This is a genomic window from Synechococcus elongatus PCC 11801 (assembly GCF_003846445.2).
GTDB classification, from domain to species: domain Bacteria; phylum Cyanobacteriota; class Cyanobacteriia; order Synechococcales; family Synechococcaceae; genus Synechococcus; species Synechococcus elongatus_A.
In genome coordinates, this window is record NZ_CP030139.2 from 446,282 (window position 1) to 470,454 (window position 24,173).

Annotated in this window: 24 protein-coding genes; 12 read left to right on the forward strand and 12 right to left on the reverse strand. The window is 55.7% G+C overall.

All coding sequences use genetic code 11. The features are described from left to right. Positions 1–218 precede the first annotated feature (218 nt). Both DOP62_RS02120 and DOP62_RS02125 read left to right on the forward strand, forming a co-directional pair. Positions 219–1,427 carry a phosphoglycerate kinase gene (locus DOP62_RS02120; protein ID WP_208672951.1) on the forward strand — a complete coding sequence of 403 codons (1,209 nt, stop codon included), beginning with the start codon at positions 219–221 and terminating at the stop codon, positions 1,425–1,427. A 536-nt stretch (positions 1,428–1,963) separates the two neighbouring features. After that, positions 1,964–2,170: a high light inducible protein gene (locus DOP62_RS02125; RefSeq protein ID WP_228383014.1), complete on the forward strand. Its 207-nt coding sequence runs from the start codon at positions 1,964–1,966 to the stop codon at positions 2,168–2,170. A 25-nt stretch (positions 2,171–2,195) separates the two neighbouring features. Here DOP62_RS02125 and DOP62_RS02130 read toward each other — a convergent pair whose 3' ends face one another. Further along, positions 2,196–2,933, reverse strand: a complete 738-nt coding sequence (locus DOP62_RS02130) for a glycosyltransferase (RefSeq protein WP_208672949.1) — start codon at positions 2,931–2,933, stop codon at positions 2,196–2,198. 268 nt (positions 2,934–3,201) lie between these two features. On the opposite strand from DOP62_RS02130, the gene gmk reads away from it, so the two are divergent. After that, positions 3,202–3,753, forward strand: coding sequence for a guanylate kinase (gene gmk / locus DOP62_RS02135; RefSeq protein WP_208672947.1), 552 nt, complete (start codon positions 3,202–3,204; stop codon positions 3,751–3,753). A gap of 58 nt (positions 3,754–3,811) precedes the next feature. Here gmk and DOP62_RS02140 read toward each other — a convergent pair whose 3' ends face one another. Both DOP62_RS02140 and DOP62_RS02145 read right to left on the reverse strand, forming a co-directional pair. After that, entirely contained in the window at positions 3,812–4,402 is a 591-nt protein-coding gene (locus DOP62_RS02140) for a hypothetical protein (protein WP_208672945.1), read from the reverse strand. A gap of 93 nt (positions 4,403–4,495) precedes the next feature. After that, the gene (locus tag DOP62_RS02145; protein ID WP_222610234.1) at positions 4,496–5,263 is read right to left on the reverse strand and encodes a lysophospholipid acyltransferase family protein; all 768 of its coding nucleotides are present in this window, start codon (positions 5,261–5,263) and stop codon (positions 4,496–4,498) included. A 332-nt stretch (positions 5,264–5,595) separates the two neighbouring features. Here DOP62_RS02145 and DOP62_RS02150 point away from each other — a divergent pair, with 332 nt between their 5' ends. Beyond that, the gene (locus DOP62_RS02150) at positions 5,596–6,318 is read left to right on the forward strand and encodes a pyridoxine 5'-phosphate synthase (RefSeq protein ID WP_208676994.1); all 723 of its coding nucleotides are present in this window, start codon (positions 5,596–5,598) and stop codon (positions 6,316–6,318) included. An 82-nt stretch (positions 6,319–6,400) separates the two neighbouring features. On the opposite strand, the gene DOP62_RS02155 is transcribed toward DOP62_RS02150, so the two are convergent. Both DOP62_RS02155 and DOP62_RS02160 read right to left on the reverse strand, forming a co-directional pair. Continuing rightward, a complete protein-coding gene (locus DOP62_RS02155) occupies positions 6,401–6,736 on the reverse strand; it encodes an SH3 domain-containing protein (RefSeq protein WP_208672943.1) in 336 nt (111 codons plus the stop codon). A 27-nt stretch (positions 6,737–6,763) separates the two neighbouring features. Next, positions 6,764–8,131 carry a cytochrome P450 gene (locus DOP62_RS02160; protein ID WP_208672941.1) on the reverse strand — a complete coding sequence of 456 codons (1,368 nt, stop codon included), beginning with the start codon at positions 8,129–8,131 and terminating at the stop codon, positions 6,764–6,766. Between the two features lie 58 nt (positions 8,132–8,189). Between DOP62_RS02160 and menA the strand changes: the two genes are divergently transcribed. The 3 genes from menA (at position 8,190) to DOP62_RS02175 (ending at position 10,243) form a co-directional block, all read left to right on the forward strand. Further along, positions 8,190–9,092: a 2-carboxy-1,4-naphthoquinone phytyltransferase gene (gene menA, locus DOP62_RS02165; RefSeq protein ID WP_208672939.1), complete on the forward strand. Its 903-nt coding sequence runs from the start codon at positions 8,190–8,192 to the stop codon at positions 9,090–9,092. A gap of 244 nt (positions 9,093–9,336) precedes the next feature. Further along, complete coding sequence (locus DOP62_RS02170) at positions 9,337–9,744, forward strand: GNAT family N-acetyltransferase (protein WP_208672937.1); 408 nt, start codon at positions 9,337–9,339, stop codon at positions 9,742–9,744. A gap of 70 nt (positions 9,745–9,814) precedes the next feature. After that, the gene (locus DOP62_RS02175; RefSeq protein WP_208672935.1) at positions 9,815–10,243 is read left to right on the forward strand and encodes a VOC family protein; all 429 of its coding nucleotides are present in this window, start codon (positions 9,815–9,817) and stop codon (positions 10,241–10,243) included. A gap of 5 nt (positions 10,244–10,248) precedes the next feature. On the opposite strand, the gene arsS is transcribed toward DOP62_RS02175, so the two are convergent. Further along, entirely contained in the window at positions 10,249–11,265 is a 1,017-nt protein-coding gene (arsS, locus tag DOP62_RS02180) for an arsenosugar biosynthesis radical SAM (seleno)protein ArsS (protein WP_208672933.1), read from the reverse strand. Positions 11,266–11,567: 302 nt separating this feature from the next. Here arsS and DOP62_RS02185 point away from each other — a divergent pair, with 302 nt between their 5' ends. Continuing rightward, positions 11,568–13,055, forward strand: a complete 1,488-nt coding sequence (locus tag DOP62_RS02185; protein ID WP_208672931.1) for a flavin monoamine oxidase family protein — start codon at positions 11,568–11,570, stop codon at positions 13,053–13,055. 18 nt (positions 13,056–13,073) lie between these two features. On the opposite strand, the gene DOP62_RS02190 is transcribed toward DOP62_RS02185, so the two are convergent. Genes DOP62_RS02190 through DOP62_RS02205 form a run of 4 tightly spaced genes read right to left on the reverse strand, consistent with a single transcriptional unit; the run spans position 13,074 to position 17,164 of the window. Beyond that, entirely contained in the window at positions 13,074–14,141 is a 1,068-nt protein-coding gene (locus tag DOP62_RS02190; protein ID WP_208672929.1) for an ABC transporter ATP-binding protein, read from the reverse strand. 4 nt (positions 14,142–14,145) lie between these two features. After that, positions 14,146–14,973 carry a carbohydrate ABC transporter permease gene (locus tag DOP62_RS02195; RefSeq protein ID WP_208672928.1) on the reverse strand — a complete coding sequence of 276 codons (828 nt, stop codon included), beginning with the start codon at positions 14,971–14,973 and terminating at the stop codon, positions 14,146–14,148. 8 nt (positions 14,974–14,981) lie between these two features. Then, positions 14,982–15,854 carry a carbohydrate ABC transporter permease gene (locus tag DOP62_RS02200; protein ID WP_208672927.1) on the reverse strand — a complete coding sequence of 291 codons (873 nt, stop codon included), beginning with the start codon at positions 15,852–15,854 and terminating at the stop codon, positions 14,982–14,984. Further along, positions 15,851–17,164: an ABC transporter substrate-binding protein gene (locus DOP62_RS02205; protein ID WP_208672926.1), complete on the reverse strand. Its 1,314-nt coding sequence runs from the start codon at positions 17,162–17,164 to the stop codon at positions 15,851–15,853. Before DOP62_RS02205 ends, DOP62_RS02200 begins: the two co-directional genes overlap by 4 nt. A 104-nt stretch (positions 17,165–17,268) precedes the next feature. On the opposite strand from DOP62_RS02205, the gene nadC reads away from it, so the two are divergent. The 3 genes from nadC (at position 17,269) to DOP62_RS02220 (ending at position 21,012) form a co-directional block, all read left to right on the forward strand. Continuing rightward, positions 17,269–18,117, forward strand: coding sequence for a carboxylating nicotinate-nucleotide diphosphorylase (gene nadC / locus DOP62_RS02210; protein ID WP_208672925.1), 849 nt, complete (start codon positions 17,269–17,271; stop codon positions 18,115–18,117). Between the two features lie 74 nt (positions 18,118–18,191). Beyond that, the gene (locus tag DOP62_RS02215) at positions 18,192–19,427 is read left to right on the forward strand and encodes an LL-diaminopimelate aminotransferase (protein WP_208672924.1); all 1,236 of its coding nucleotides are present in this window, start codon (positions 18,192–18,194) and stop codon (positions 19,425–19,427) included. A 244-nt stretch (positions 19,428–19,671) separates the two neighbouring features. Next, entirely contained in the window at positions 19,672–21,012 is a 1,341-nt protein-coding gene (locus DOP62_RS02220; RefSeq protein ID WP_208676991.1) for a TldD/PmbA family protein, read from the forward strand. A 315-nt stretch (positions 21,013–21,327) separates the two neighbouring features. Here the strand turns inward: DOP62_RS02220 and DOP62_RS02225 are convergent, their stop codons facing one another. Next, positions 21,328–21,498: a metallothionein gene (locus tag DOP62_RS02225; RefSeq protein ID WP_208672923.1), complete on the reverse strand. Its 171-nt coding sequence runs from the start codon at positions 21,496–21,498 to the stop codon at positions 21,328–21,330. Between the two features lie 100 nt (positions 21,499–21,598). Here DOP62_RS02225 and DOP62_RS02230 point away from each other — a divergent pair, with 100 nt between their 5' ends. Beyond that, complete coding sequence (locus tag DOP62_RS02230) at positions 21,599–21,970, forward strand: ArsR/SmtB family transcription factor (RefSeq protein WP_208672921.1); 372 nt, start codon at positions 21,599–21,601, stop codon at positions 21,968–21,970. A 9-nt stretch (positions 21,971–21,979) separates the two neighbouring features. On the opposite strand, the gene dnaG is transcribed toward DOP62_RS02230, so the two are convergent. After that, entirely contained in the window at positions 21,980–24,061 is a 2,082-nt protein-coding gene (gene dnaG, locus DOP62_RS02235) for a DNA primase (RefSeq protein WP_261789783.1), read from the reverse strand. Positions 24,062–24,173: the final 112 nt, after the last annotated feature.

Sequence of the window (24,173 nt, forward strand, 5' to 3'; positions counted from 1 at the left end):
CTCTATTCAGTAATAATGATTACCGTCGATGCTCCGAATTCAGCGGGACTGCCCTGATTTTTCGTGATCGGCAGGCCCCCGGCCATAGGGTTGTGGGCTGCGATCGCCGCCTCGTGAGTATTGTCTCGCAATCTGGACTTCCCTCCCCCCAGCGATCGCGTGGGACTGGAAGATCTTGCCCCGCTGAGCTGAGCCTGTCCTAAGGAGACTATCCAACCGTGTCCAAAAGAACTTTAGCAAGCCTGACCGCCGCTGACTTAGAGGGCAAGCGCGTCCTCGTGCGTGTCGACTTCAATGTCCCTTTGGACGGCAACGGGAAAATTACGGATGACACCCGCATCCGCGCAGCGCTGCCGACGATTCGCTACCTGTCGGAAAATGGCGCCAAAGTCATTCTGGCCAGCCACTTTGGTCGTCCCAAAGGCAAGCCCGTCGAGAGCATGCGCTTGACCCCGGTGGCTGAGCGCCTTTCGGAATTGCTGGGTCGCCCCGTGGTCAAAACGACGGATGCGATTGGTGCCGGCGCTGAAGCCCAGGTAGCAGCGACCAACAATGGTCAAGTCGTGTTGCTGGAAAACGTGCGTTTCCACGCTGAAGAAGAAGCCAACGACGCTGAATTTGCGAAAGCACTGGCAAGCTTGGCGGATCTCTACGTCAACGATGCCTTCGGTGCTGCTCACCGGGCCCACGCTTCCACCGCTGGCGTGACGGAATATCTGTCGCCTTGCGTGGCCGGTTACCTGCTGGAAAAAGAGCTGCAGTACCTGCAAGCAGCAATCGATAACCCCCAACGCCCCTTGGCTGCGATCGTGGGTGGCTCGAAGGTCTCCAGCAAAATTGGCGTGATTGAAACACTGCTGGATAAGTGCGACAAGCTGCTGATTGGCGGCGGCATGATCTTCACCTTCTACAAAGCCCAAGGTTTGTCGGTCGGTGGCTCGCTGGTTGAAGAAGACAAACTCGATCTGGCGCGATCGCTGATCGCGAAGGCCCAAGAGAAAGGCGTTCAACTGTTGCTCCCCGTCGATGTCGTGGTGGCCGATAAATTTGCACCGGATGCCAACGCCAAAACCGTGGCCGTTGATTCGATTCCCGATGGCTGGATGGGCTTGGACATTGGTCCCGAGTCGGTCAAACAATTCGAAGAAGCCTTGGCTGACTGCCGTTCGGTGATCTGGAACGGCCCGATGGGTGTGTTCGAATTCGACAAATTTGCAGTCGGCACCGAGGCGATCGCTCGCAGCTTGGCAGGACTGACCCGCAAGGGCGCAACTACGATCATTGGCGGTGGTGACTCAGTGGCAGCCGTTGAGAAAGTGGGTGTCGCCTCAGAAATGAGCCACATTTCCACTGGTGGCGGTGCCAGCTTGGAATTGCTGGAAGGCAAAGTCCTGCCCGGTGTAGCTGCGCTGGATGACGCGGCGTAGTCTGCGGTTCAACCAGTCGCGTATTGAAGACCCCTCCTGAATTAGCGGCCTCCTCGCGCGGGGAGACCGCTTTTTTGTTTGATTTTTTGTCCTGACTTCAGGCCAACGCTGCTTGCTTCAGCGGGAGGTCAACACCTTGGGGTTCGACGCGCTCTAACCGAATCAATCTTGGATGTGATTGGGTGGCTGGGCAAACTGACTCAGGCAAAAATCTGGCAGATCAGGATCTGCGATCGCCAGCCGCTGTTTATGAGAAGAATGTCGCAACCTCTGTTACAAGCTGGCTCGAAGCCGCTGCTGATTCGCTCGGGGCGTCCCACTAGCTGAAGCAGGCGGCTCAACAGAGACTACTCATGATGCGAGAGCTGTCCTCGAGATCTAGCAAAACGCGATCGCTGCTAGACGATGATGCGCTGCAGCTAGGGACTTGCCCCACAATCGTTGCAATGATGTCAATATGTAAAGCAGTTAATCATCTGGCAGGGATCAGGCCTGATCCTGAATCCAGGTTGGAGTGCAGTCCTCGGATCCCCCCTATGGCCCCCATTGATAGCCGCGAACTCAACCTCACTGATGTCTCGGAGACTGACGTCACGCCGCTGGTTCCCAAAGAGGAGCTGAATGCTTGGAAGCGCGGCTTTACGCCTCAAGCCGAGATTTGGAATGGGCGCTTTGCCATGTTAGGCGTCACCCTTGTCTTGGCAACCGTCTTGATCCTCAACTGGGGCTGGCTGGGATTCTAATCCCGCACAAGGCGAAGACTCACCCCTAAGCGATCGCTTTGAGTGTCCAGGGGTGAACGTGTCCCCATGCCACTGCTGAGACTACATCCCGCCGCCGTAGATAACCAGCTTCGATCGCTTCTCTCAAGTAACCCAGCCAAAAATCTGTCAGCTCATGCCGAGGATTTTTCCAAGGCTGGCTGCGGACATGGGAGAAGTGAACAATGTTCGTCTCTGGCGTCACGATGTTGAAGTGATTCCAACTGGGTGGTAGCTTGGCGATGCGATCTTGTTCAAACCACTGCAGCTCCATAAAGTTGCGATAGCGAATTTGTCCGGGCAAGGGTTCCTGTTTGTTGGGGACCACCAAGGCAAAGAGCTCGTCAGGTTGCCACGGTAGTTGCGCACAGTCCAGTAGCATCACGCTGGTGTGCCAAGTATGGACGTGGGGCTTGCCATTGTAGAGACCTTCGGCTTCATAGACACAGGCGATCGCCTTATCCTCAGGCAAGAGATCGAACAGAGGAGCCAGATCCGTCAGCGCTAGCTGATCGGCATCGAGGTAGAGTGCCTTACCCTGATAGCCCATGGCTTGTGGCAGCGTGAAGCGGACGAAGCCAAAACGTGTGCCCCCAACTCGGCGCTGGGTTTGGGTGAGTGGAATGATCTCAATACTGGGATCCGAAAGGTGTTTGCGGATCGAATAGATCAGGGTCTGCTCTGCCAAATACTGATTGGCTTCCGTGCCAATGTAGATGCGGCGAGAAGAAGAAGCGCTACCCATCCATCACTCCGGCGATCGCGTGGGGCGATTCTATCAAGGGAGTCGTTACAAGACGCTGTCTAACAGGACAGCTTCGCTGAGTGGATAGCATTTTTGACCTTCCTTCACAAGACCTTTCGACTAGCCCTGACGCAGCTATCAGACAGCCTTGAATCGACTGCAGGCTGACTGAAGGTCTTGAGCCGCTCCGATCGCAATCAGCCCAGCACTCCTGAGGGATAGGACTCGCGGAGCACTAAGATAAACCCCAGCGAACGGAAGCGTGCTGATGAGTATTGGTCGTGTAGTGGTCTTGACTGGACCGAGTGGCGTGGGGAAGGGCACCCTGTTGAAAGCAATTTTGGCCCAGCATCCCGAGGCCTTTCTCTCAATTTCGGCCACAACGCGATCGCCCCGTTCTGGCGAAGTGGATGGTCAGCACTACTATTTCCTCAGTCGGGCAGACTTCCAAGCCAAAATTGCCGAGCGTGAGTTTTTGGAATGGGCAGAATTTGCTGGCAATCTCTATGGCACCCCGCGATCACCGGTGATTGAGCAGGTCAATCAGGGGCGGACCGTCATTCTCGAAATTGAACTTGAGGGTGCCCGCCAAGTCCGCCAAACCCTGCCAACTGCTCGGCAAGTGATGCTGCTACCGCCCAGTATCGAAGAGCTCGAGCGCCGCATTCGTGAACGGGCCACCGAAGATGAGGTCGCGATCGCTCGGCGTCTCGACCGGGCCCAAGCAGAAATCAGCGCGGCCAAGGAGTTTGACCGCTGCGTGATCAATGACCAATTGGACAGCGCGATCGCAGCACTCGAGGACGCTATTTTTGCTTAGCGTTTTGAGGCTCCCCTGAAATCACACTAGGGTCGGCTCACCGACCCCAAGGCGATCGCTAGCGTGCTGGTGGTTGTTGCGCAGGGGGTGTCTGGGGAGCCGGTTGCTGAGGCGCAGGCTGCGTACCGTCAACACTGCGTGGATAGGGCAGGGAGGTGAAGCCCAACTCATAGAGTTGCGCGTAGGCTTGTTTGCCGAGATCCGTGGTTGGGTTCTGGGACTGAACAACTTGGACGAGAAGCGGAATGGCAACCTCGGGTTGATTGAGACGACGGTAGAGCAGGGCGAGCTTGTAGGCGGCTTGATCACGACCTTGGGCGGCTTGGGCTGCCCGCTGCCGCTGATCATTGGAAATCTTGACGTCAATCCCGCTGAAGGAGCCCGCTAGCCCTTGGTGAAACTGCACCAACGCACCAAAGGACTTCCGCGCCAAATCATACTTATCGAGAGCAACCGGGAACTTTTGGGCGGCAACTGCAGCATCCCCCTCAGCCATGATGCGTAGCACTGCATCGTAGTTGAGGTTGGATTGGGTGGTGACTCTTTCGGGCGCTGGGACGGAGCTGCCAGACTGCGCCCGCGCTGGAAGCCCAGAGGCCAAACTGGCGATCGCGGCCAGTGAGACGAGACTACGAACGACTAAACGCATATTGGGAGTTCTCACACTCAAGGAGGGGTAGGACAGCCGTCGGACGCCCCCGCCGGACTTGCCATCGCAGTCTACAACAGAAGCTCCACAGAACTAGAGCAACTCTTGGGACGGCGGCAACGGCATCAAAGGTTCCTGACAAGGGGCTAGGTGATGGAGGGCTTGCTGGTGCAGTCGACCTAGATGATCGGCTAGTTCGTGGGTGAGCGCGATCGCTCCTTGCTTGGGGGAAAGATGCTGGTAGCCTTGGGTGGAGAGGGGCTGACCAATGCGAATGCTGCAACGGCTGCCCCGTCGCGGTTGCAGGTCGCTGTAGACCAAACCAATCGGCACGATCTCAACGGGCTGCTGACCCAAGTGCTGAGCTTGCAAGGCCATTCGCGCCGGCCCCAGCTTGAGCGGATGTACCTGCCGATCCTGAAAGATGCCGCCTTCTGGGAAGACAACCACCATCTCTTGTTGCTGTAGCAGCTCGACGCCGTAGCGGACGCTGGCGATACCGGGGCGATCGGTATCGACGGGGAAGCCGCCCAGTCGCCAGATAAACCAGCCTTGGAGGCCGCGCATCTCGTTGGCTGAAACCATGAACCGCACATCACGACCTGACGTTCGCCGCCCCACGGCATGAGGCACCATCAGAGCATCCCAGCGCGATCGGTGAGTAGGGGCAAGGATGACTGGTCCACTGCGAGGAATATTTTCAGTGCCCGCGATGTTGATCTCGGCAAAGTGACAGGGCAAAACAAGTCGCCCGACCAGTTGATAGGCCAGCGGGGCCAACCAGCCAGAGACGCGAGACTGCTGACACTGCAGCATGGGTTGATGATCCTCGAGCAGATCAGAGGCAGGAGACAGCAGCATGACGGCGGGCAAAAACCTTCACCATGCTAGTGACTGAGGTGACTCAGGACCGATCGCGATCGGACAGTTTGGCCAGAGTCTATGCCAATCCTTCTTCCATTGTTGGGGTCGCTGTCGGTTGCTGCTATCGATCGCCTCTATGCAAGGGATTGAGGCGATCGCACAATACTAGTCAAGGACCTCCCCCAAGTTCACCCCCTCTTTGCAAAGCTGTGGGATCGATGCCATCACTGTGATGGGTAGCTCTGCAGCCAACTGCGTGGGCAGTCAAAGCATCGCTTGGGGATCAGGTCGATCGCATGTGCATGTTTAGTGCTGGAGGCTCTGCTACCTTGCCAACCCTAGGCGTCAACATTGACCACGTTGCCACGATTCGCCAAGCTCGTCGAACCGTTGAACCGGATCCAATCGCCGCTGCGGTACTGGCTGAGCTAGCGGGTGCAGAAGGCATTACCGCCCATCTCCGAGAGGACCGGCGACACATTCAAGATCGGGATGTGCGTTTACTCAGGCAGACGGTGCGCACCCGCCTCAACTTAGAGATGGCGGCGACGGATGAAATGGTCGCGATCGCGCTGGAAATTCGCCCCGACTACGTCACCTTGGTGCCGGAACGGCGCGAAGAAGTGACCACAGAAGGCGGCCTGAATGTGGTGGGGCAACGCGATCGACTGACGGGGATCGTCGATCAGCTCCAGTCGGCTGGAATTCCTGTCAGCTTGTTTATTGATGCAGAACCCGAGCAAATTGCGGCAGCAGCAGCGATCCAAGCACAGTGGATCGAGTTGCATACAGGACGCTATGCCGAGGCTGAGGGAGAAGCGGCTCAAACGCAAGAACTGGCTGCCTTGCGTCAAGGCTGTGAGCAGGCGATCGCAGCAGGCTTACGTATCAATGCTGGGCATGGGCTGACTTACTGGAATGTCTATCCCGTTGCTCAGTTACCGGGTATGGAAGAACTCAATATTGGTCATACGATCATCAGCCGAGCCGTCTTGGTCGGACTCGAGCGAGCTGTGCGAGAGATGAAGCTAGCGATGCGCGGTCAGCTCTGATTTCTATATAGATTTCCCGCGATCGCTTGCGAGCTTGCCAGCGATCGCGGGGGAAAGTCACCATCAATTGGAGGTTGCAGGATCACGGTGTCGCAATAACTCCGCAATGCTGGCCGGCGAGATAGTCACTGCGGATCCAGCCCCGGAATTGATCGTTGGCGCCGCGAGAAAACTCGACGAGATACCAAAGCTCTTGGTCGACTTCCTGCTCTTGTAGAACCATGCCCGATCGCCCATTGAGAATTGAGCCTTGGATATTGCGCCAATCCTTGCGATCGGGGGTCGATCGCAGGAACACCCGTGAGCGATTGTAGTAAGTGGTGACCCGCGCCGGATAGTTGACCAGCGGAGCACAGGCGATTTTGGGGGGTTCTGGCACAGCTGCCAGAAGGGTTGTGACGAGAAGGGTGGACAACATGATGGATTCGGTGACGAGATGAGTTGATCAGACTGAGGCGATCGCAGTCTGTGCAGAGGGATTGTGCCACTGCTGCACCTGGATCCGGAAGTGGTGCGAGGGCACAAATGTAATTCCGCGCCGCAGGGGCCGGACAGGTTGGCGACTGACTTCCGCCAGTTGACAGCGGCGGAGCAGCGTTGCCAGCACCACTTTCATCTCAATCAGCGATAGCGCCATGCCAATGCAGCTGCGTTGCCCGCCGCCAAAGGGCAAAAATTCACCGTTGGAAAAACGGCGTTCTAAGAAGCGATCGGGCTGGAACTGCTCAGGATTGGGATAAGTTTCGGCCCGGCGATGGGCAGTCATGACACAGGGCACTAAAATCGTGCCGGATGCAAAGTCATAGCCACCCAAGGAGAGCGGAGTTGCCACAAGGCGAGGCTGGGCAATCAGCGCGATTGGTTGCAGCCGCAGAGCCTCACGGCAAACGGCATCCAGATAAGGCGCTTTAGCGATCGCGCGGTCATTAGGGCCGATCGCTGCCAGTTCTGCTTGGAGTCGCGCTAAACAATCGGGATGACGCAGCAGCCAAAAGACCGCCCAGGTCAAAGCAGAAGCCGTGGTTTCGTGGCCCAACAAGAGCAAGGTCATCAACTGATCCCGCAGTTCCTGATCACTGAGCGGTTGACCCTCGCGATCGCGGGCAGCCAGCAGCAGCTCCAGCACATCCTGACGGGGCTGCTGACTCTGGCGACCCTCCTGAATTTCGGCGGTGATGAGGGCATCGATCGCTTCACGGTGCCGACAGAAGCGCCCCCAGGGGCTCCAGTTACCCCAATCCTGCTGCAGAGCTGGCCAGAAAAATTGCAGGGAATAGAGGGGATCGGTAATCGCCTCCAGCAGATGGTCGAGGCGGTGGTAGAGATCGCGGTAGCGTGGTCCGGGCGTCAGACCAAACACCACTTGCAGAATCACGGCCAGGGAAATGTGGGACATTTGCCGCCGCAGATCTAAGGACTGCCCCAGCGGCCACTCGGCGATCGCGGCCTCGGTAATTGCTCGCATCGCCGGTGTGTAGTCGAATAGTCGTTCACCTTGCAGAGCAGGCATCAAAATCTGGCGCTGCTGGCGGTGGCGATCGCCGTTTTGCATAATCAGGGATTCGTTGCCAACCAAGGGCCGAAACACATCGGCAATTCGTCCGAGCTCCAGCTGATCGGCCAACGTTCCAAAGATCGCCAGAATCGCCTCGGGATCACTGACAAAGACCACAGGTGGCGATTGCGGTCCCAACACGCGCAGTGTGAACCAGTCCCCGTAGCGATCGGCGCAGCTCAGCAGAAAGGAGACAGGTTGGGTGATGATGCGTAGGGTTTGTATCAGCGCCGGTTGCGAAGGGCCAGGAGGCAACATGATTGCTAGGCAGGGATCAGCGCTAATCCTAGAATGAGTCTGACTTTGTGCGATCGCCATGCAGACTGCTCCGCCAAAAAATAGCCGACTTTGGCTTGCGGCTCTGAAACCACCCATGTACAGCGTGGCGATTATGCCGATTGTGCTAGGAACGGCGATCGCCTACTGGGAAACTAGCCAAATCAATTGGGCAACCGCGCTGCGTTTTGGCCTTGCTGCTGTATTGATCCTGCTTTGGGAAAACCTCTGCAACGACGTTTTTGATGCAGCTACGGGGATCGATCGCCGGAAGTATCACTCGCTCGTTAACCTGACGGGTCAGCGATGGGGCTTGTTTTGGCTAGCCCAAGGCTGCTTAGTCACCGGCTTAGCTCTGATTACGGCGATCGCTCAAACCCAAGGCTGGTTGATTCTGGGGCTCATTCTCGTCTGCTGTTTGTTGGGCTATCTCTACCAAGGTCCCCCTTTCCGATTAGGCTACCGAGGACTGGGGGAGTTTCTGTGCTTTCCTGCCTTTGGGCCTCTGGCAGTCTCGGCAGTCTACTTCAGTCAGTCAGGCACTTTTTCTAGCACCGCTCTCTGGGCATCGATCAGCCTTGGCTTGAGTACCACCCTCGTTTTGTTCTGTTCGCATTTTCATCAAATTGATGACGACCTAGCCGCTGGTAAGAGGTCGCCAATCGTCCGATTAGGGACAGCCCGTGCTGCCCAACTTCTCCCTTGGGCTTGTGGACTGACCTTAGCCGCGATCGCGGGACCGCTCATCGCAGGTATTTTTCCGGTCTGGACTGCGATCGCCTTGCTCAGCTTCTGGCCTGCGCAATCGCTTTGCCAATATGTACAACGGTGGCATTCACAGCCAGAACCTATCAGTCGTGCAAAATTTTTAGCGATTCACTTTCAGTTTTGGAGTGCTCTTTCCCTCAGCTTGGGATTTGTTTTGGCTCGTCAGTGGATCTAGGAATAGTTAAATAGTCAGTCGCACTTGAGCAGTGAACACTCTCTAAACAAAGCAAATTCGAATTTAAAAACTTTTGTAACTTTCGTGGGTTCAGGTCTCTATTAAATGGCCTATTCAGAAAACAAGGTAGGTAATAGCCTTGTGATCCAGCAGTTCATCTTAAATCTAAAGGTTCAAGTCACTGCTATTAAAATTAGCAGCTCATTTTAGTAAGCTAGTTGTCGCTAGGATTCTTGTAAGCAAAGTGCAGATTACCTATAAATATAATGTAGAAATCGCAATTGAGGTGGCCATAGAACTCTACCAAAGATCAACTCTAGGAGAGCGCCGTCCCATCGATCGCTTAGATATTTTTGAGGGCATGTTAAAAAATGCTGATGTCACTATTTCGGCATGGCATGGCGATCGGCTCGTTGGTATCTCCAGAGCACTGACAGACTTTACCTATGTCGCTTATCTTGCCGATCTTGCAGTTGATCAAGACTATCAAAAACGTGGTATTGGCAAACAACTGATTGAGGAAACTCAAAAACAGTTAGCTAAGGAATGCATGATTGTACTGATTGCAGCGCCACAGGCAAATGAATATTACTCAAAAATCGGATTTCAACATCATCCAAGGGCATGGGTTTTGCCTGGGGTTAGTGAGTGACTTCAATTATTCACAACCTACGATTCAATGAATTTTCATCATCTAAAGATTGAGTAGAGAGAGTTAGTAGATGAGACTTGCTTCGATAGTGATTTATGTCAGCGATGTCCCAAAAGCCATGCAGTTTTATACAAAGGCTTTTGGCTTTGAGGTCAACTTTCTTGATCCAGATGTCCAATTCCCTGGTCGTATCTCAGGCCGACAGTATCAGTTTGGGGAGCTAAAAATTCCGGGAGGCACAGTACAATTTGGTACGCCTGCTCTGGGAGCACTGCTCATGCCAGGATTCCCTGAGGCATCGGTGTCTACTTCGGTAGAGCTTGCATTGTATACAGATGATGTTGCATCTGTCTTTTATCAAGCAATTCAGATAGGCGGTGAAGCGCTGCGTTATCCCGAAGTCATGCCTTGGGGGCAAACTGTAGCGTATTTGCGCAGTCCCGAGGGGACTTATATCGCCATTTGCACCTCTCCTGTCATCAATAATGCAGAGAGCTGATGAGATTACAGAAGAGCACCCCCACAGCTAGATCCTGATCCCGCAGTGCATCCATAACAGTAGTCTCGTGTTTGAATCGCAATAATATGATCGAGGCGATCGCTGGCGAGCAAGTCAGTAATAGTGAGCGGTTGCCCTTCAGGAGTTAATGCAGGTAACTCTGCCATTTGATTGAAATCACAATCGTAAATTTGGCCCTGATAATCAACCGAAAGCTGCTGACGACACATTAAGCCATCAACGGTATCAGGATTAAAGTGATTCGAGAGAAATTGTAGATAGGGCTCATAGAGATCTTGTCGTTTGAGAAACTCTCCAGTACGACCAATAGGTAAATTGGTGATCGTCAGGAGATGATTAAATTGAATCCCAAACTGCTCTTTTAAGAAAGCCTTATAGTCTTGTTCAAGACCTTCTTGATTTGGGGTTAATCGAAACTGGCTCTCTTGAGTCGGAAGGGGAGGATTATACACCAGATCCAAAATCAACTGAGGATGGCTGCCGTAATCGAGCTGGGTCAGTTTTTGCAAGGCTCGAATCGAGGCGTCATAAACACCATGGCCTCGCATCTTGTCGACGTTGTCGGAAAGATAGCAAGGGAGTGAGGCTACGATTCGCACTTGCTTTTGAGCGCAATACTCTGGTAGGTCTTCAAAGCCTGGCTCAAAGTAAATCGTGAGGTTCGATCGCACAATCACAGCTTTATCAGCTTGACGAGCAGCTTCTACCAAAGGCCGAAAGCCATACAGCATTTCCGGTGCACCACCCGTCAAGTCAACAACTTGAATCTGGGGAAACCGCTGAATGAGAGTAATCAGTTGCTGGCAAACTTCTTCCGTAAGCTCTTCTGTACGCTTTGGTCCTGCTTCAACGTGACAGTGACTACAGGCTAAATTACAGCGCTTTCCTAAATTGATCTGCAGTGTATGAATGCTGCTCTTCGTCAAGGGCGATCGCAGCTTGTCTTGAAAGGGAGATAACAAGGGACTAGCGACTGGACTGACAGAAGAGGTTGCAGGCATAGAACAATTCTGCGATCGAGCTTGAGAACTACTGTTACTGTAGCGCTAACTTAACAATCAACAAGAGAGGCAATGTAGTTCAGGAGTCAATTAAACTTGTCTGGCTGATTCTTTCATCAACTCATTCTTGAGCTGAATGTTACTGAGCGCTTCTAAACGAAGAAACTAACAAGAGCTTGTGCTATACCTAGAGCGCCTGATAACAGCATTATTCATCTGAGACTTCAGCATTAACTCAGATTGTCTAAGCCTGTTATTTGACCTAGTTTCAATTTTTCTTTTTAGCAAGGACTGGCAGCATCATGCGCTTTAGCCGTCGTCGTTTTCTGCAGTCGAGCCTTGGTGCGGCAGCAACTACCGGTCTGGCGGGCTCCTTGGCAGCAGGTGGACAAGCCCAAACCCGTTCTACACCAGTCAGAAAGCGATCGGTGCTAGTGCTGGGCGCTGGTATGGCGGGGCTAACTGCAGCCCTCTCACTGCTGCGACGCGGCCATCAAGTCACGGTCATCGAATACCAAGACCGGATTGGTGGGCGCCTCCTCTCAGTGCCTCTCAAAGGCGGTCAGTTTAGCGAAGCGGGTGGGGGACACTTGCGGGCCAATATGCCCTACGTGCTCAGCTACATCCGGCACTTCAAGCTTCCGTTGCTCACACTCAACGACGGTTTGCCCCGTTACCTGTTCGATGGCAAGACGGCAGATGCAGCCAACCTCAGTCGCTGGCCCTGGGGTTTGACCCCGCAAGAGCGACGGGTCGGTGTCGCCTCACTCTTGAACACCTACCTGATTCTCAATGGACTAGACACGGATACGGTTCTTGATGCCAATTGGCCCGATGCCCAAGCCATTCAGCAACTTGATAATCTGACGCTGGCTCAGCTCATCCGCCAAGTGGGGGGCTCAGACGCGTTCATTCAGCTGCTTGATGCCCACGGCGGTACGTTCACCAGTAGTTCACCAGCATTGGGTGTCATTCCCGATCTGGCTTACCATTTCGGCGATCAAAACCTATTTCGCATTCAAGGGGGTAATGATCGACTACCCAAGGCCATGGCCACAGCGATCGGCTCGGAGCGGTTTGTCCTCGGAGCCCCCGTCGTCGCAATCGAGCAACAGGCGAACCGAGTCACCGTTACGGTCAAAGATGGACGGACATTCCAAGGAGATGCAGTCATTTCTACCATCCCCTTTACAGTCTTGCCGGAAGTAGCAGTTCGGCCGGGCTGGTCGGCAGGTAAACGGCGGATGTTTGCTGAGATGGAATGGGAGCAGACTGTCAAGGTAATTGCTCAGACGCGATCGCCCGTTTGGTTAGCCCAAAATGTCCATGGTTGGCCGATGGCTGGATCCGATCGTCCTTGGGAGCGAGTGATCGACATCACTGGTAATGAGGGCGGCGGTTACGGCAATACGTTCTTCTATCTCAACGGTCGTAATAAAGATGCCATGCTGGCTCGACCCAAATCGGAGCGCGCTCAGGCGATCGTCGATCAGTTCCGGGCAGATTTGCCCGATCTTTTTGATGAGGTAGTAACGCTTGCTGATTTCGCTTGGGGTGAGCAACCCTGGATTCGGGGTTCCTTCGGTGGGCCACCGCTGGGCGGGGCTTGGATGATTGGCGAGTGGACAACGCCGGAGGGCTTGATTCACTTTGCTGGTGATTTCACGACGATGAAGTCTGGCTGGGTAGAAGGGGCGATCGAGTCGGGACTTCGAGCTGCACGACAAATTGATCCGGACGCACAGCCTGAAGCTGATACGTTCCTGCGGCAAGAACAACGCTGTACCTAAGTAGCTAGTCGCTGCAATCTAAAGGCGATCGCCCGTTATCGGACAAAACCAGTGCTGGGTTTGCGGATCGAATGTCACCTGCAGATCCGTTGGGATCGGCTGATCCGTAGGCACGAGTAGGCGTAGTTGCAATTCGGGTGTCGCCGCGATCGCCACGGTCAATAAGCGCTGCATGCCCAGATTCTCAGTCAGCTGCAGCTGGACCGGAATGGCCAAGTCCGCATCTGCAGTTGCGACCTTGAGATGTTCGGGCCGTAATCCCCACAACACCTGCGATCGCGAGGCGAGATGAGGGGGCGTTGGTAGAGCATGGGTCCCCAACCAAGCTTGGCCAGATTGAACGGGCAGCGGCAGCAGATTCATGCGAGGGCTGCCGATAAAACCAGCCACAAAGGCATTAGCGGGCGCTTGGTAAATGCGATCGGGGCTGTCGAGTTGCTGGAGATGACCACCGTTGAGGATGGCAATCCGATGGGACAGACTGAGAGCTTCAGTTTGGTCATGGGTGACGTAGACCACTGGCGAGGCTTGCTGGCTAAACAGGGCCTTCATTTGAGCGCGTACCTGTTCGCGCAGCAGCGCATCCAAGTTACTGAGGGGTTCATCCAGCAGAAAAACCGATGGCTGACGCACAAGGGCTCGCCCCAAAGCTACCCGTTGCCGCTGACCACCACTTAACTGAGCAGGTCGGCGATCGAGCAGATGCTCCAGTTCAAGATTGTGGGCAACCTGCTGGAGGCGCTGCTCAATTTCAGCTAGAGGCATGCGACGAATTTGCAGCCCCAGCGTCAGGTTTTGGCGAACGCTGAGGTGTGGATAGAGGGCATAGCTCTGGAAAACCATCGCCATGTCGCGATCGCCCGGTGGCAGGTTGGTAATCTCGCGATCGCCCAGCCAGAGGCTGCCGCTGGTCGGTTGATCCAAGCCGGCAATCAGCCGCAAGGTCGTGGATTTACCGCAGCCTGACGGTCCCAGCAGTGTCAGAAATTCACCGGGCTGCAGCTGGAGCGACAGGTTCGCCACCGGCACCACACTCGGACTGTAGGCCTTACGGAGTTGACGCAGTTCGAGGGCAAATGACGCCATGACTCTAGCCCTTTACCGCTCCGGCAGTTAACCCTTCTAGAATGCGCCGCTGCGCCACTAAGACCAAACTAATCAAGGGCAGGGTTGCCACGACAGTAGCGGCAGCGATATCGCCGTAGGGCACATCAAAAATCGAGATACCGCCAATTTCTGCCACCGCGATCGGCACGGTTTTCAGGGCTTGCTGCGAGATGAAGCTGAGCGCCAGCACGTATTCATTCCAAGAAAAAATAAAAGCAAGGATGCCAGCGGTTGCTAACGCAGGTGCGGTCAACGGCACGAGAATCAGCCACAGGCGCTGTCCCAGCGAGAAGCCGTCCAGTTGAGCCGCCTCTTCCAATTCCGATGGCAGTTGCTCGAAAAAGCTGCGCAACAAAAGAATCACCAGCGGTAAATTCAGCGCTGTGTAGGGCACCACCAGCGCCGCATAGTTGTTGCCCCACTGCAACCAACGCACTACTTCTAGCAGGCCCTGAAACAGCAAAACGTAGGGGAACAGCGTCACGAGTAGCAGCACGCCCACCAACAGCTGACTGCTGCGATCGCGGCGGCGGGCGATCGCGTAGGCGCAGGGTGTCCCGATCAGCAGGGCTGCGAGAGTTGCAACAGCTGAGACCACAGCACTATTGAGCAGGTAACGACCAAAGGCTGGGGTCTGTTGCCAAAGCGCTTGGTAATGTTCAGCGGTCCATTGGCGCGGCCAGTAGACCGTGGGAATGGCGGCAATATCCGCGTTGATTTTGATCGAGGTCAACAGCTGCCAGAGGATCGGGGCGAGGGAAAAGAGACTGAGAGCAAGGGCAGCGATCGCCCAGAGAATGCGAGATTTCATAGCAATCGTCAGGACAGTGTTGATCGCGATCGCCCAAGACTCCAGATCAGACCGAGACCAGCGGCCAAGATAGCAGCCGTCACGATCGCCAGTGTGGCGCCGTAGCCAAAGTCGAGGTAGCGCAGAGCCGTGGTGTAGGCATAGAGCGCCAAGGTTTCCGTCGAGTTGGCTGGTCCACCCCCTGTCATCACCTTGACCAGATCGAAGAGACCAAAGGCCTGTGCCGACCTAAACAAAAGCGCGATCGCCAACTGCGGTCGTAGCAAAGGCAGGGTGATCTGCCAGAAACTTTGCCAGGCTGTCGCCCCTTCCAATCGAAGCGCTTCGTAGAGATCCTCAGGAATGGCCTGACGACCCGCCAGCAGCAGAATCGCCACAAACGGCGTTGTCTTCCAGACATCGGCCGCTACCAAGGTCAGCCAAGCCCAACCAGGATTGCCCAGCCAGTTGATCGGGGCGGAGATCCAGCCAAGCTGCTGCAGCCAATCGTTCCAGACGCCGTAGGGATCGTTGAAAATCCAGGCCCAGCCCAAAGCCATCACCGCTGTCGGCAGCACCCAAGGCAAGAGCGCGATCGTCCGCAAGGGTCCCCGCCAGCGACTGGGTTGATGCAAAAGCAACGCGATCGCGAGTCCCAGCACCAACTCCAAACTGACGGAGGTGATCGTAAAAACGCTGGTATTGAACAGGTCGCCCCAAAAGCGGCTGTCACCCCAAAGGCGCTGATAGTTCGCCCATCCAATGAAGACCGGCTGTAACTGGGTGTTGAGATTGAGCGCCTGCAAGCTTAGCCAAGCCGCCCGCAGCAGGGGGTAGGCAAACACACCCGCTATGGTTAGCAGGGCCGGAACCGTGAGCCAGCGAGGTGGATGGGTCGTCATGCCGCCGCTCCTTGCTGACTAGCAAGCAACTGACGGGACTCCCGCGCAGCCTGTTGCAGGGCGATCGCGACAGGCGTTTGGCCGCTGATGGCTGCACTCAGGTGCCGCTGCAAAATATCCGAAAGGGCGTCGTAGGCAGGCAAGGGCGATCGCAGCACCGTCGACTCCAAAATGGGCTGCAGTTCCCCATAGAAGGGATAGCGTGCCAGCAATTCTGGATCTTGGTAGAGCGCCGATCGCGTCGGAATGTAGTTGGAACCGAGACTGATCAAGCGCTGAGATTCGGCATCGGTCAGAGCCAATAATGCTGTCAAAGCGGCGTCGGGATGCGTGGTTTGTTGAGCGATCGCCACCCCCCAAGTCCCTTGGGTGGCAGCACTGGTCTGGCCAGGCGCATGCACCATCGGAGCCAGCCCCACTTTGCCGCGTACCGCCGACTCCGGTCGCTCCAGCAGCATTTCGGCATAGGGCCAGTTGCGCATAAAGGCACTCTGGCCACTTTCAAAGATCTTGAGGGCTTCATTTTCTTGAAAGGTGCTGACCCCCGCTGGCGAGATCTGGTCCGTAATTGTGCTGCGCAGCCAGGTGGCCGCCGCGATCGCTTCGGGACGATCCAAACCAACCTCACCGGATTGCGGATCAATCCAATAGCCCCCAAAACCCGCCAGCACTTCTAGAAAGTTGCAGACTAAGCCTTCGTATTGTTTGCCCTGCCAGACATAGCCCCAAGGCACCTGGCCTTGCGATTGGAGTTGTTGCGATCGCTGCACCAGTTCCGCAAAGGTTTGGGGCGGCTCTGGCATCAAGTCCTGCCGGTAGTAGAGCAAGCCAACGGCGGCATTCAGGGGCAGGCGATAGAGGCGATCGCGGTAAAAACTGCCATTCAGGGCCGAGGGCAAAAATTCAGCTTGGATTTCAGGCGAAATGCGATCGCTCAGATCCAGCAACCAACCAGCAGCAACAAACTTCGGTAGCCAGGTGACATCGAGGAAGACCAAATCGTAGGGCGCATTACCCAGCAAAAAGGCGGTGGTGTAGAGGTCTGACACGAGACTCGTGTCGTTGGGCCCAGCCACCAGTTCCAGCTGAATTTCAGGATGTTCAGTCGCAAAACGAGCGATCGCCGGTTGCATCGCCTCTCGAAACGGTGCGGGTAGTAGCGCTCGCAACACAATGGTCGAATCAGCCGCAGCGGATCGCTGGGTTCCCGTCCCCATCCAGCCGATCGCTAGGGTCAGCATAAGGGTGAGCAGCAGAGGGACTAACCGCAGCGATCGCCAGCGAATTGTCCAACCACGCAAGAGCGGCATGGGAACGCTCCAAAGCAGACCGTCACTGCCGTTTTAACAGACCTGCTCACAGGACTCCAAAGCCAGCGACAATCAAAGGAAGTGTTTGCCAGTCTTCCCAACCCATGCTGCCTCCTTGGATCCTGCTTGACCCGATCTTGGCCGACTGGTTACGCGAAGACCTCGGCCGTGGCGATCACTCTGCTCAAGGACTGGGTTTGGATGAGGCCAAGGGCAAAGCCGCTTGGGTCACGAAAAGTGAGGGTATCATCGCGGGCTTGCCGATCGCCTTCCGCATTTTTCAGTTGCTTGATCCGCAGGTGAAATGCACCGCCAAGCTCGCAGAAGGGTTTGCCTGCCACAGTGGTCAGATTATTGCGGAACTGGAGGGACCGCTGGCCTCACTGCTGAGTGGGGAACGGGTTGCCCTCAATCTGGCGATGCGGCTGAGCGGGGTTGCCACAGCAACCCGACGCTTTGTCGATCAGATTGCCGATCTACCCACCCAGTTTGTCGACACCCGCAAGACAACCCCAGGTTTGCGGCTGCTGGAAAAGTACGCAACCCGTGTGGGCGGCGGCACCAACCATCGCTTGGGCTTGGATGATGCTGTCATGGTGAAGGACAACCATATTGCGGCAGCCGGTGGCAGCATTGCGGCAGCCGTCAAGAAGCTGCGATCGCAGTTGCCTTTTCCCTTGGTGATTGAAGTGGAAACTGAAACCCTGGGTCAGGTGATGGAGGCGATTTCCGCGGGCGTTGGTGTGATCATGCTCGACAACATGAATCTGTCGCAGATTCAAGCAGCAGTTCAAGTGATTCGCGATCGCGCTCCCCGCACCAAAATTGAGGTTTCGGGCAACATAACCCTCGACAATATCCGAGCGATCGCAGAGACCGGCGTGGACTACATCTCCAGCAGCGCCCCCATCACGCGATCGCCTTGGCTCGATCTCAGCATGCGCTTGCAATAACTAGCGCCGTCGTTGGCGATCGCAGCAAACCGATACACTACGAGATTGCTGCTTGGCGAATTCTCCAGCGTCCTATGGCGACCATTAACAACAACTACCTGAAGCTCAAAGCGGGCTATCTTTTCCCCGAAATTGCACGACGGGTCAATGCCTTTGCCCAGAACAACCCTGACGCCGCGATCATCCGCTTGGGCATTGGTGATGTGACCGAGCCGCTGCCCGCTGCCTGTCGCCAAGCCATGATTCAGGCCGTGGAAGACATGGGCCAGCGCGAGAATTTCAAGGGCTATGGTCCCGAGCAAGGCTACGCTTGGTTGCGCGAAAAAATTGCTGCCCAGGATTTCCAAGCGCGGGGCTGTGAGATTGACGCATCGGAAATCTTTATTTCTGATGGTTCCAAGTGCGATTGCGGCAACATCCTCGACATTTTTGGCGATAACAACCGCATCGCCGTCACCGATCCGGTCTATCCGGTCTATGTCGATACCAACGTGATGGCAGGTCACACCGGTGACGCCAACGATCGCGGCGAATATGACGGCCTAGTCTATTTGCCCATCAGTGCCGAAAATAACTTCACCGCTGAAATTCCCAGCGAAAAAGTTGACCTGATCTACCTTTGCTTCCCGAATAATCCGACTGGCGCTGTTGCTAGCCGCGAGTATCTGCAAGCGTGGGTCGATTACGCCCGCGCCAATGGCTCAATCATTCTTTTCGATGCCGCCTACGAAGCATTCATTACCGATCCGGCCATTCCCCACTCCATTTTTGAAATTCCGGGCGCTCGGGACTGCGCGATCGAGTTCCGCTCCTTCTCTAAAAACGCTGGCTTTACCGGTACTCGCTGCGCTTTCACCGTGGTGCCCAAAGGCTTGAAAGGCAAAGCAGCGGATGGCAGCGACGTGGAGCTTTGGGGACTGTGGAACCGTCGTCAATCCACCAAGTTCAACGGCGTTTCCTACATCGTTCAACGCGGGGCTGAGGCAGTCTACTCCCCAGAAGGTCAAGCTCAGATCAAAGAGCTGATTGCCTTCTATCTCGAGAATGCTCGGATCATCCGCGAAGAGCTGACGGCTGCTGGTCTAGAAGTCCATGGCGGTGTCAACGCACCCTACGTTTGGGTAAAAACACCCGCTGGTCTGACAAGCTGGGACTTCTTCGATAAGTTGCTGCACGTTTGCAATGTGGTCGGCACACCGGGTTCAGGCTTTGGGGCTGCTGGTGAGGGTTACTTCCGTATCTCAGCCTTCAATAGCCGCGAAAACGTGGTGACGGCAATGCAGCGGATTCGTGACGCAGGTCTGGTTTAGGACAACATCTTACTAAGCAGCAAGCTGGGGGGTGCGCAATCACCTCCACAACAAAACTGTTGTTCCTCATAAAGGTTCAGATCCCAGTCGCTCATCACCGCTCAGGTTTAGAGCGGGCTGGGCCAATTTATGAGAGGCGATCGTCTGCTGCCTCAGCAGCTCACTTACCCCGTCGCCGCTGAAGAATCCATACACTAAGGAAGGGAGCCATAGAGGCTCCTTTCTGTGTTTCTCCCACATGACTATGCCCCTGGCCATCGATCACCTTGCTGAACAAGTCAGTGACAGTGCCCGTCGCTTGGGCATCCACCAATACGATGTCTCTGGCTCTGCCGTCGAAGAGACGAGTGTGCAGGTCGAGAAGGGAGAACCCAAACAGGTCAAGGCCTCGCAGCGATCGGGCGTGACGGTTCGCGTCTGGAATGAGCAAGGACAAGTTGGAATCACGTCCACCAGCGAAAGCGATCTTCCAGGTTTGGAGTTGGCCTTGCAAACGGCTTTGGAAGCCAGCCAATTCGGCATTCGGGAACATGCGCCGGACTTTAGCCCCGAGGCGACAGCGCTCCTAGAACCGCTGGAAATTCCCAACTACGACATCGAAGCGGTTCCAGAATTGATCACGGCTTTGGCTGATGCAGAACAGCAGTTGCTTGCCAGCCATCCTGCGATCGCTGCCGTTCCCTACAACGGCTTGGCGCGGCGGCGCAGTGAGGGCTTCTATCTCAACAGTGCAGGGGCACTGCGCTCTGAGAAAGGGAGCTATGCCTCGCTCTACCTCTACAGCAAAACAGAGCAGGCCGATCGCAAACCTCGTAGTGCTGGGGCGTTTCGGATGGCACACCGCCTCGCGGATCTTGACTTCAGTGGTTGCGTCTCAGAGACGGCTGACAAGACCATCAGCCACCTCGACTACCGTCCGATCGCGTCTGGTAAATACCTGGTCTGTTTCTCGCCCGAAGCCTTCCTGCAACTGCTTGGAGCGTTTTCCAATCTGTTCAACGCCCAAAGCATACTCGATCGCCAGAGTCTCTCGACCCCTGAATCCTTGGGCACGGCGATCGCCTCACCACTGTTGAATCTCTACGACGATGCTCGCCATCCAGCCAATGTGGGTGCAACGGCTTTTGATGGCGAAGGCACACCCACTCGCCGCCTCCCGTTGATTGAAAGCGGTGTCCTCAAAAATTTCTTGCATAGTGCGGGAACAGCCAAACGGCTGGGAGCAAGTCCAACAGGTCACGCCAATCTCGGTGCCAAGGTGACGGTCAGTCCTCACTTCGGTGTGGTGGAAGCAGCAGAAGCGCGATCGGAGCTGAATTTAGAGACAGCAGAATCTGTGGTCTTGATCGACGATTTGCAGGCGCTGCACGCTGGGGTGCAAGCCCTACAGGGATCGTTCTCACTACCCTTCGATGGATGGCTGGTCAATCAAGGCGATCGCAGCAGCATTGAGTCGGCCACGGTTGCCGGCGATTTCCGCGAGCTGTTGCGCAACATCGTCCAAGTCGATGTGATCGCGCAGGTTACCCCCGGTGGGATTGCTCCTGCTGTCTGGGTTGAAGGGCTTTCGATCACGGGCGAATAAGCCATCTGGATCAGCGCGATCGCCCTTTGTAGCTCGATCTGATGAGCCTCAAGCCCAAGGCTACCACCAGCGAGTTTTACCGGTTGCGATCGCTGCTCCACCGATGTGTCTTACCCGAAATCTTGTTGCGGGGAGCTTGGGGGAGGCTAGTTCCCCAATGCGTGGGTTGGGGGTGCGCAATCACCCCCACGAACAGAAGCATCAGCTCTCTAGACCAGCTTCAACGGTTCTCACATCATTAAACTTTCCACCAAAAATTGCTGGCTCCGAGACCAAGAGCCAGCGTTTTTTTATTGAGATTACGCCGCCAGTCCGCTAGCCGTGGCAATTACAGCCTGTGTGGCCACAGCCCTTGCTACCGCCTGCGTGACCATCAGCACAGGCTTCGCTGCAGTAGTACTTGCCGTCACGAGCGATCGCCTTGCTGGGATCGACGTTACACAGACAGGGTTCACAAGCGCATTTGACGAGGGTGGCCGAGGTCATGATCGCAACTCCCTTGAATATCTGAATAGGTGTTCATGTGTTTACCCTAACATCTGAATCTTGATTCAGGTATGGTGGGTGGACAAACAGTTACAGGCTCATGACAAAACCAGCGCTGCAGGATGGAGATGCGGCAGTTTGCCAAGGAACGCATGCTGCGATCGCCTCGGAACTGCAAGCGGTTGCACCGGAGGTTGCCCAATCCCTTGCGGAATTTTTTGCAGTGCTCGCAGACCCCAATCGACTGCGGTTGCTATCGCTCTTGGCGCAGTCGGAGTTGTGCGTGGGAGATTTGGCACAGGCCATTGGCCTGTCTGAGTCGGCGGTGTCGCACCAATTGCGATCGCTGCGCAATCTGCGGCTGGTCAGCTATCGCAAACAAGGACGACACGTCTACTACCGCTTGCAGGATCACCACATTGTGGCGCTGTATCAAAACGCCCTCGATCACTTGCAGGAATGTCCGGAATAAGAGCAGTCCTTAGGCTGGGATGGGTTGCTGATCCGCTGAGTCGATCGCGGCTGGTTCAGTAGTGTTTGCTCGGAAAGCCTGGGGATTGAGGCAACGCTCCTCATCCAGTTGTTGTAGGTAGCGGCGCTCGTTGTAGTAGAGCTTTTGAAAGTGAAGCGCCTCTTGATTGAGCTGCTCGTGCAGTGCTGTAATCTCGGCCTCAGCGTCTGTTTCAGTGCTCACGCCTACTTGAAGCAGCCGCTCAATGCAATGTTCGAAGGTGTGAATGCTTTGGCGTGCCCAAGAGTCGAGCAGATGGCGGCAGCGTTTTTCGCAACGTAACCGCTCAACCAAGGCGACAGCACCTCGCAACAAGGGTAATGGGTGGGTGAGATCAGCGCGATCAGTTTCGCTCAGTTCCAAGAAACTCGCGAGGGGAACCCCCGTCAACTGATCGAGGCGATCGCGCAGAATTGGCACGAGATCAATGGCAGCTAAATCTTCTGGATCTCCTTCGCCCCGCTCTACTTGGTACATGGACTCCAAACCGAGATGGGCTTCTTCGATCTCAGCGATCGCCTGCCAGAGCAAGCGATGGGGCTGGAGGCTAAAACCTTGAATTTCGCGATCGTGCAGGGTTTGTCGCACGGTCAAACGGAGACGGGGACAGTGGAGGTAAACCTTGATAATTTGTGCTTCGGCCTGCTCGCGAATGCTGATGTCGCCGGGTTTCTCCCAGCGGCTCGCCTGCCCATGCCAGCGTTGTCCTCGGACCTGCGCCCGAAGATCTGAGGCCAATTGCAGTGCTGTACGAGCTTCGCCTTGGCTAAGGCGCTCGGCAACCTGGTGGACGTAGTGAGTCCGTAGGGGTGTGTTGGGCAGCTTGCCCAGCAGTTGCACAATCGCTTGAACCGCTGCCTGAAACTGGTCGGCCTGATCGAGATCGCGATCGCGCAGCAGTTGCTCGATCTGCCAGTCCAACCAAAGGGGCGATCGCGCCAGCAGTTCCCGATAGTCAGCCGCGCTATGCAGCTGGAGGTATTCATCAGCATCCTTACCGCCGGGCAGATTGAGGACGCGCAACTGTACCTGCCCTTGATAGGCCAGATCTTTGACTTCCCCGATCGCTCGTTCTGCCGCTTTTGCACCAGCGCGATCGGCGTCGAAGTTGAGCACGATCTGATTGGATTCGCTGTAGCGCGAGAGCAGCTTGACCTGCTGGCGACTGAGGGCTGTCCCGAGGGAAGCCACTGCGTGATCGATGCCCGCTGCATGCAGGGCGATCACATCGAAGTAGCCTTCAACGACGACAGCTTGATCCTGCTTGGCGATCGAGGCACGGGCTTTATCCAAGCCAAACAGCAGCTTGCCCTTCTCGAATAGGGTTGTCTCGGGCGAATTGAGATACTTCGGTTCTTCGCCGGTCAGCGTACGGCCGCCAAAACCAACAACCCGCCCTTGCAGGTCATGGATCGGAATCATCAGGCGATCGCGGAAGCGGTCGTAGTAGCCTTGGCTATTGCGCCGCGCCACTACCAAACCTGCTTCTTCAACCAAGTCGGCAGGGAAGCGCTTTTGCTCAATTAAATGGGTCGCCAGACTGGCCCACTGGGCTGGAGCATAGCCCAGCTGAAATTTCTGAATCGTGGACTCTTGTAGACGACGATTCTGCTTGAGATAGGTGAGCGCTGCTGAACCTTCTGGTCGGCGCAGGGCTTGTTCATAAAACTGGGTGGCGACGGCTAGAACTTCGTAGAGGCGTTCGCGGCGGCTGAGCTGGCGCTGCAGCTCTTGATGCTGATGAACTTCGAGGGTACGAACCGGGACTTGGTAGCGCTTCGCGAGGTCGAGGACAACTTCGCTAAAGGACTGCTTGCCTAGCTCCATCAGGAACTTGATCGGGTTGCCGCCCGCGCCACAGCTAAAGCAGTAGTAGAACTGCTTGGCCGGACTGACGGTGAAGCTCGGCGATTTATCGTCGTGAAACGGGCAGAGGCCAACAAAATCCTTGCCGCGCTTTTTGAGCACGACTTGCTCCGAGACGACATCGACGATGTCGGCCCGTTCTTTGACTGCTGCGATCGTTTCGGGATGAAGCCGAGGAGTATCCATGGCCGCCTTGGGCAACCTGCTCCTATTGTGAGGGAGACTTTTGATCCCCGCAGGGGGGTCGTAAAAATTGGCAAGGCGATCGCCAGCAAGCACTCTCCCTCGTCACTAGAGA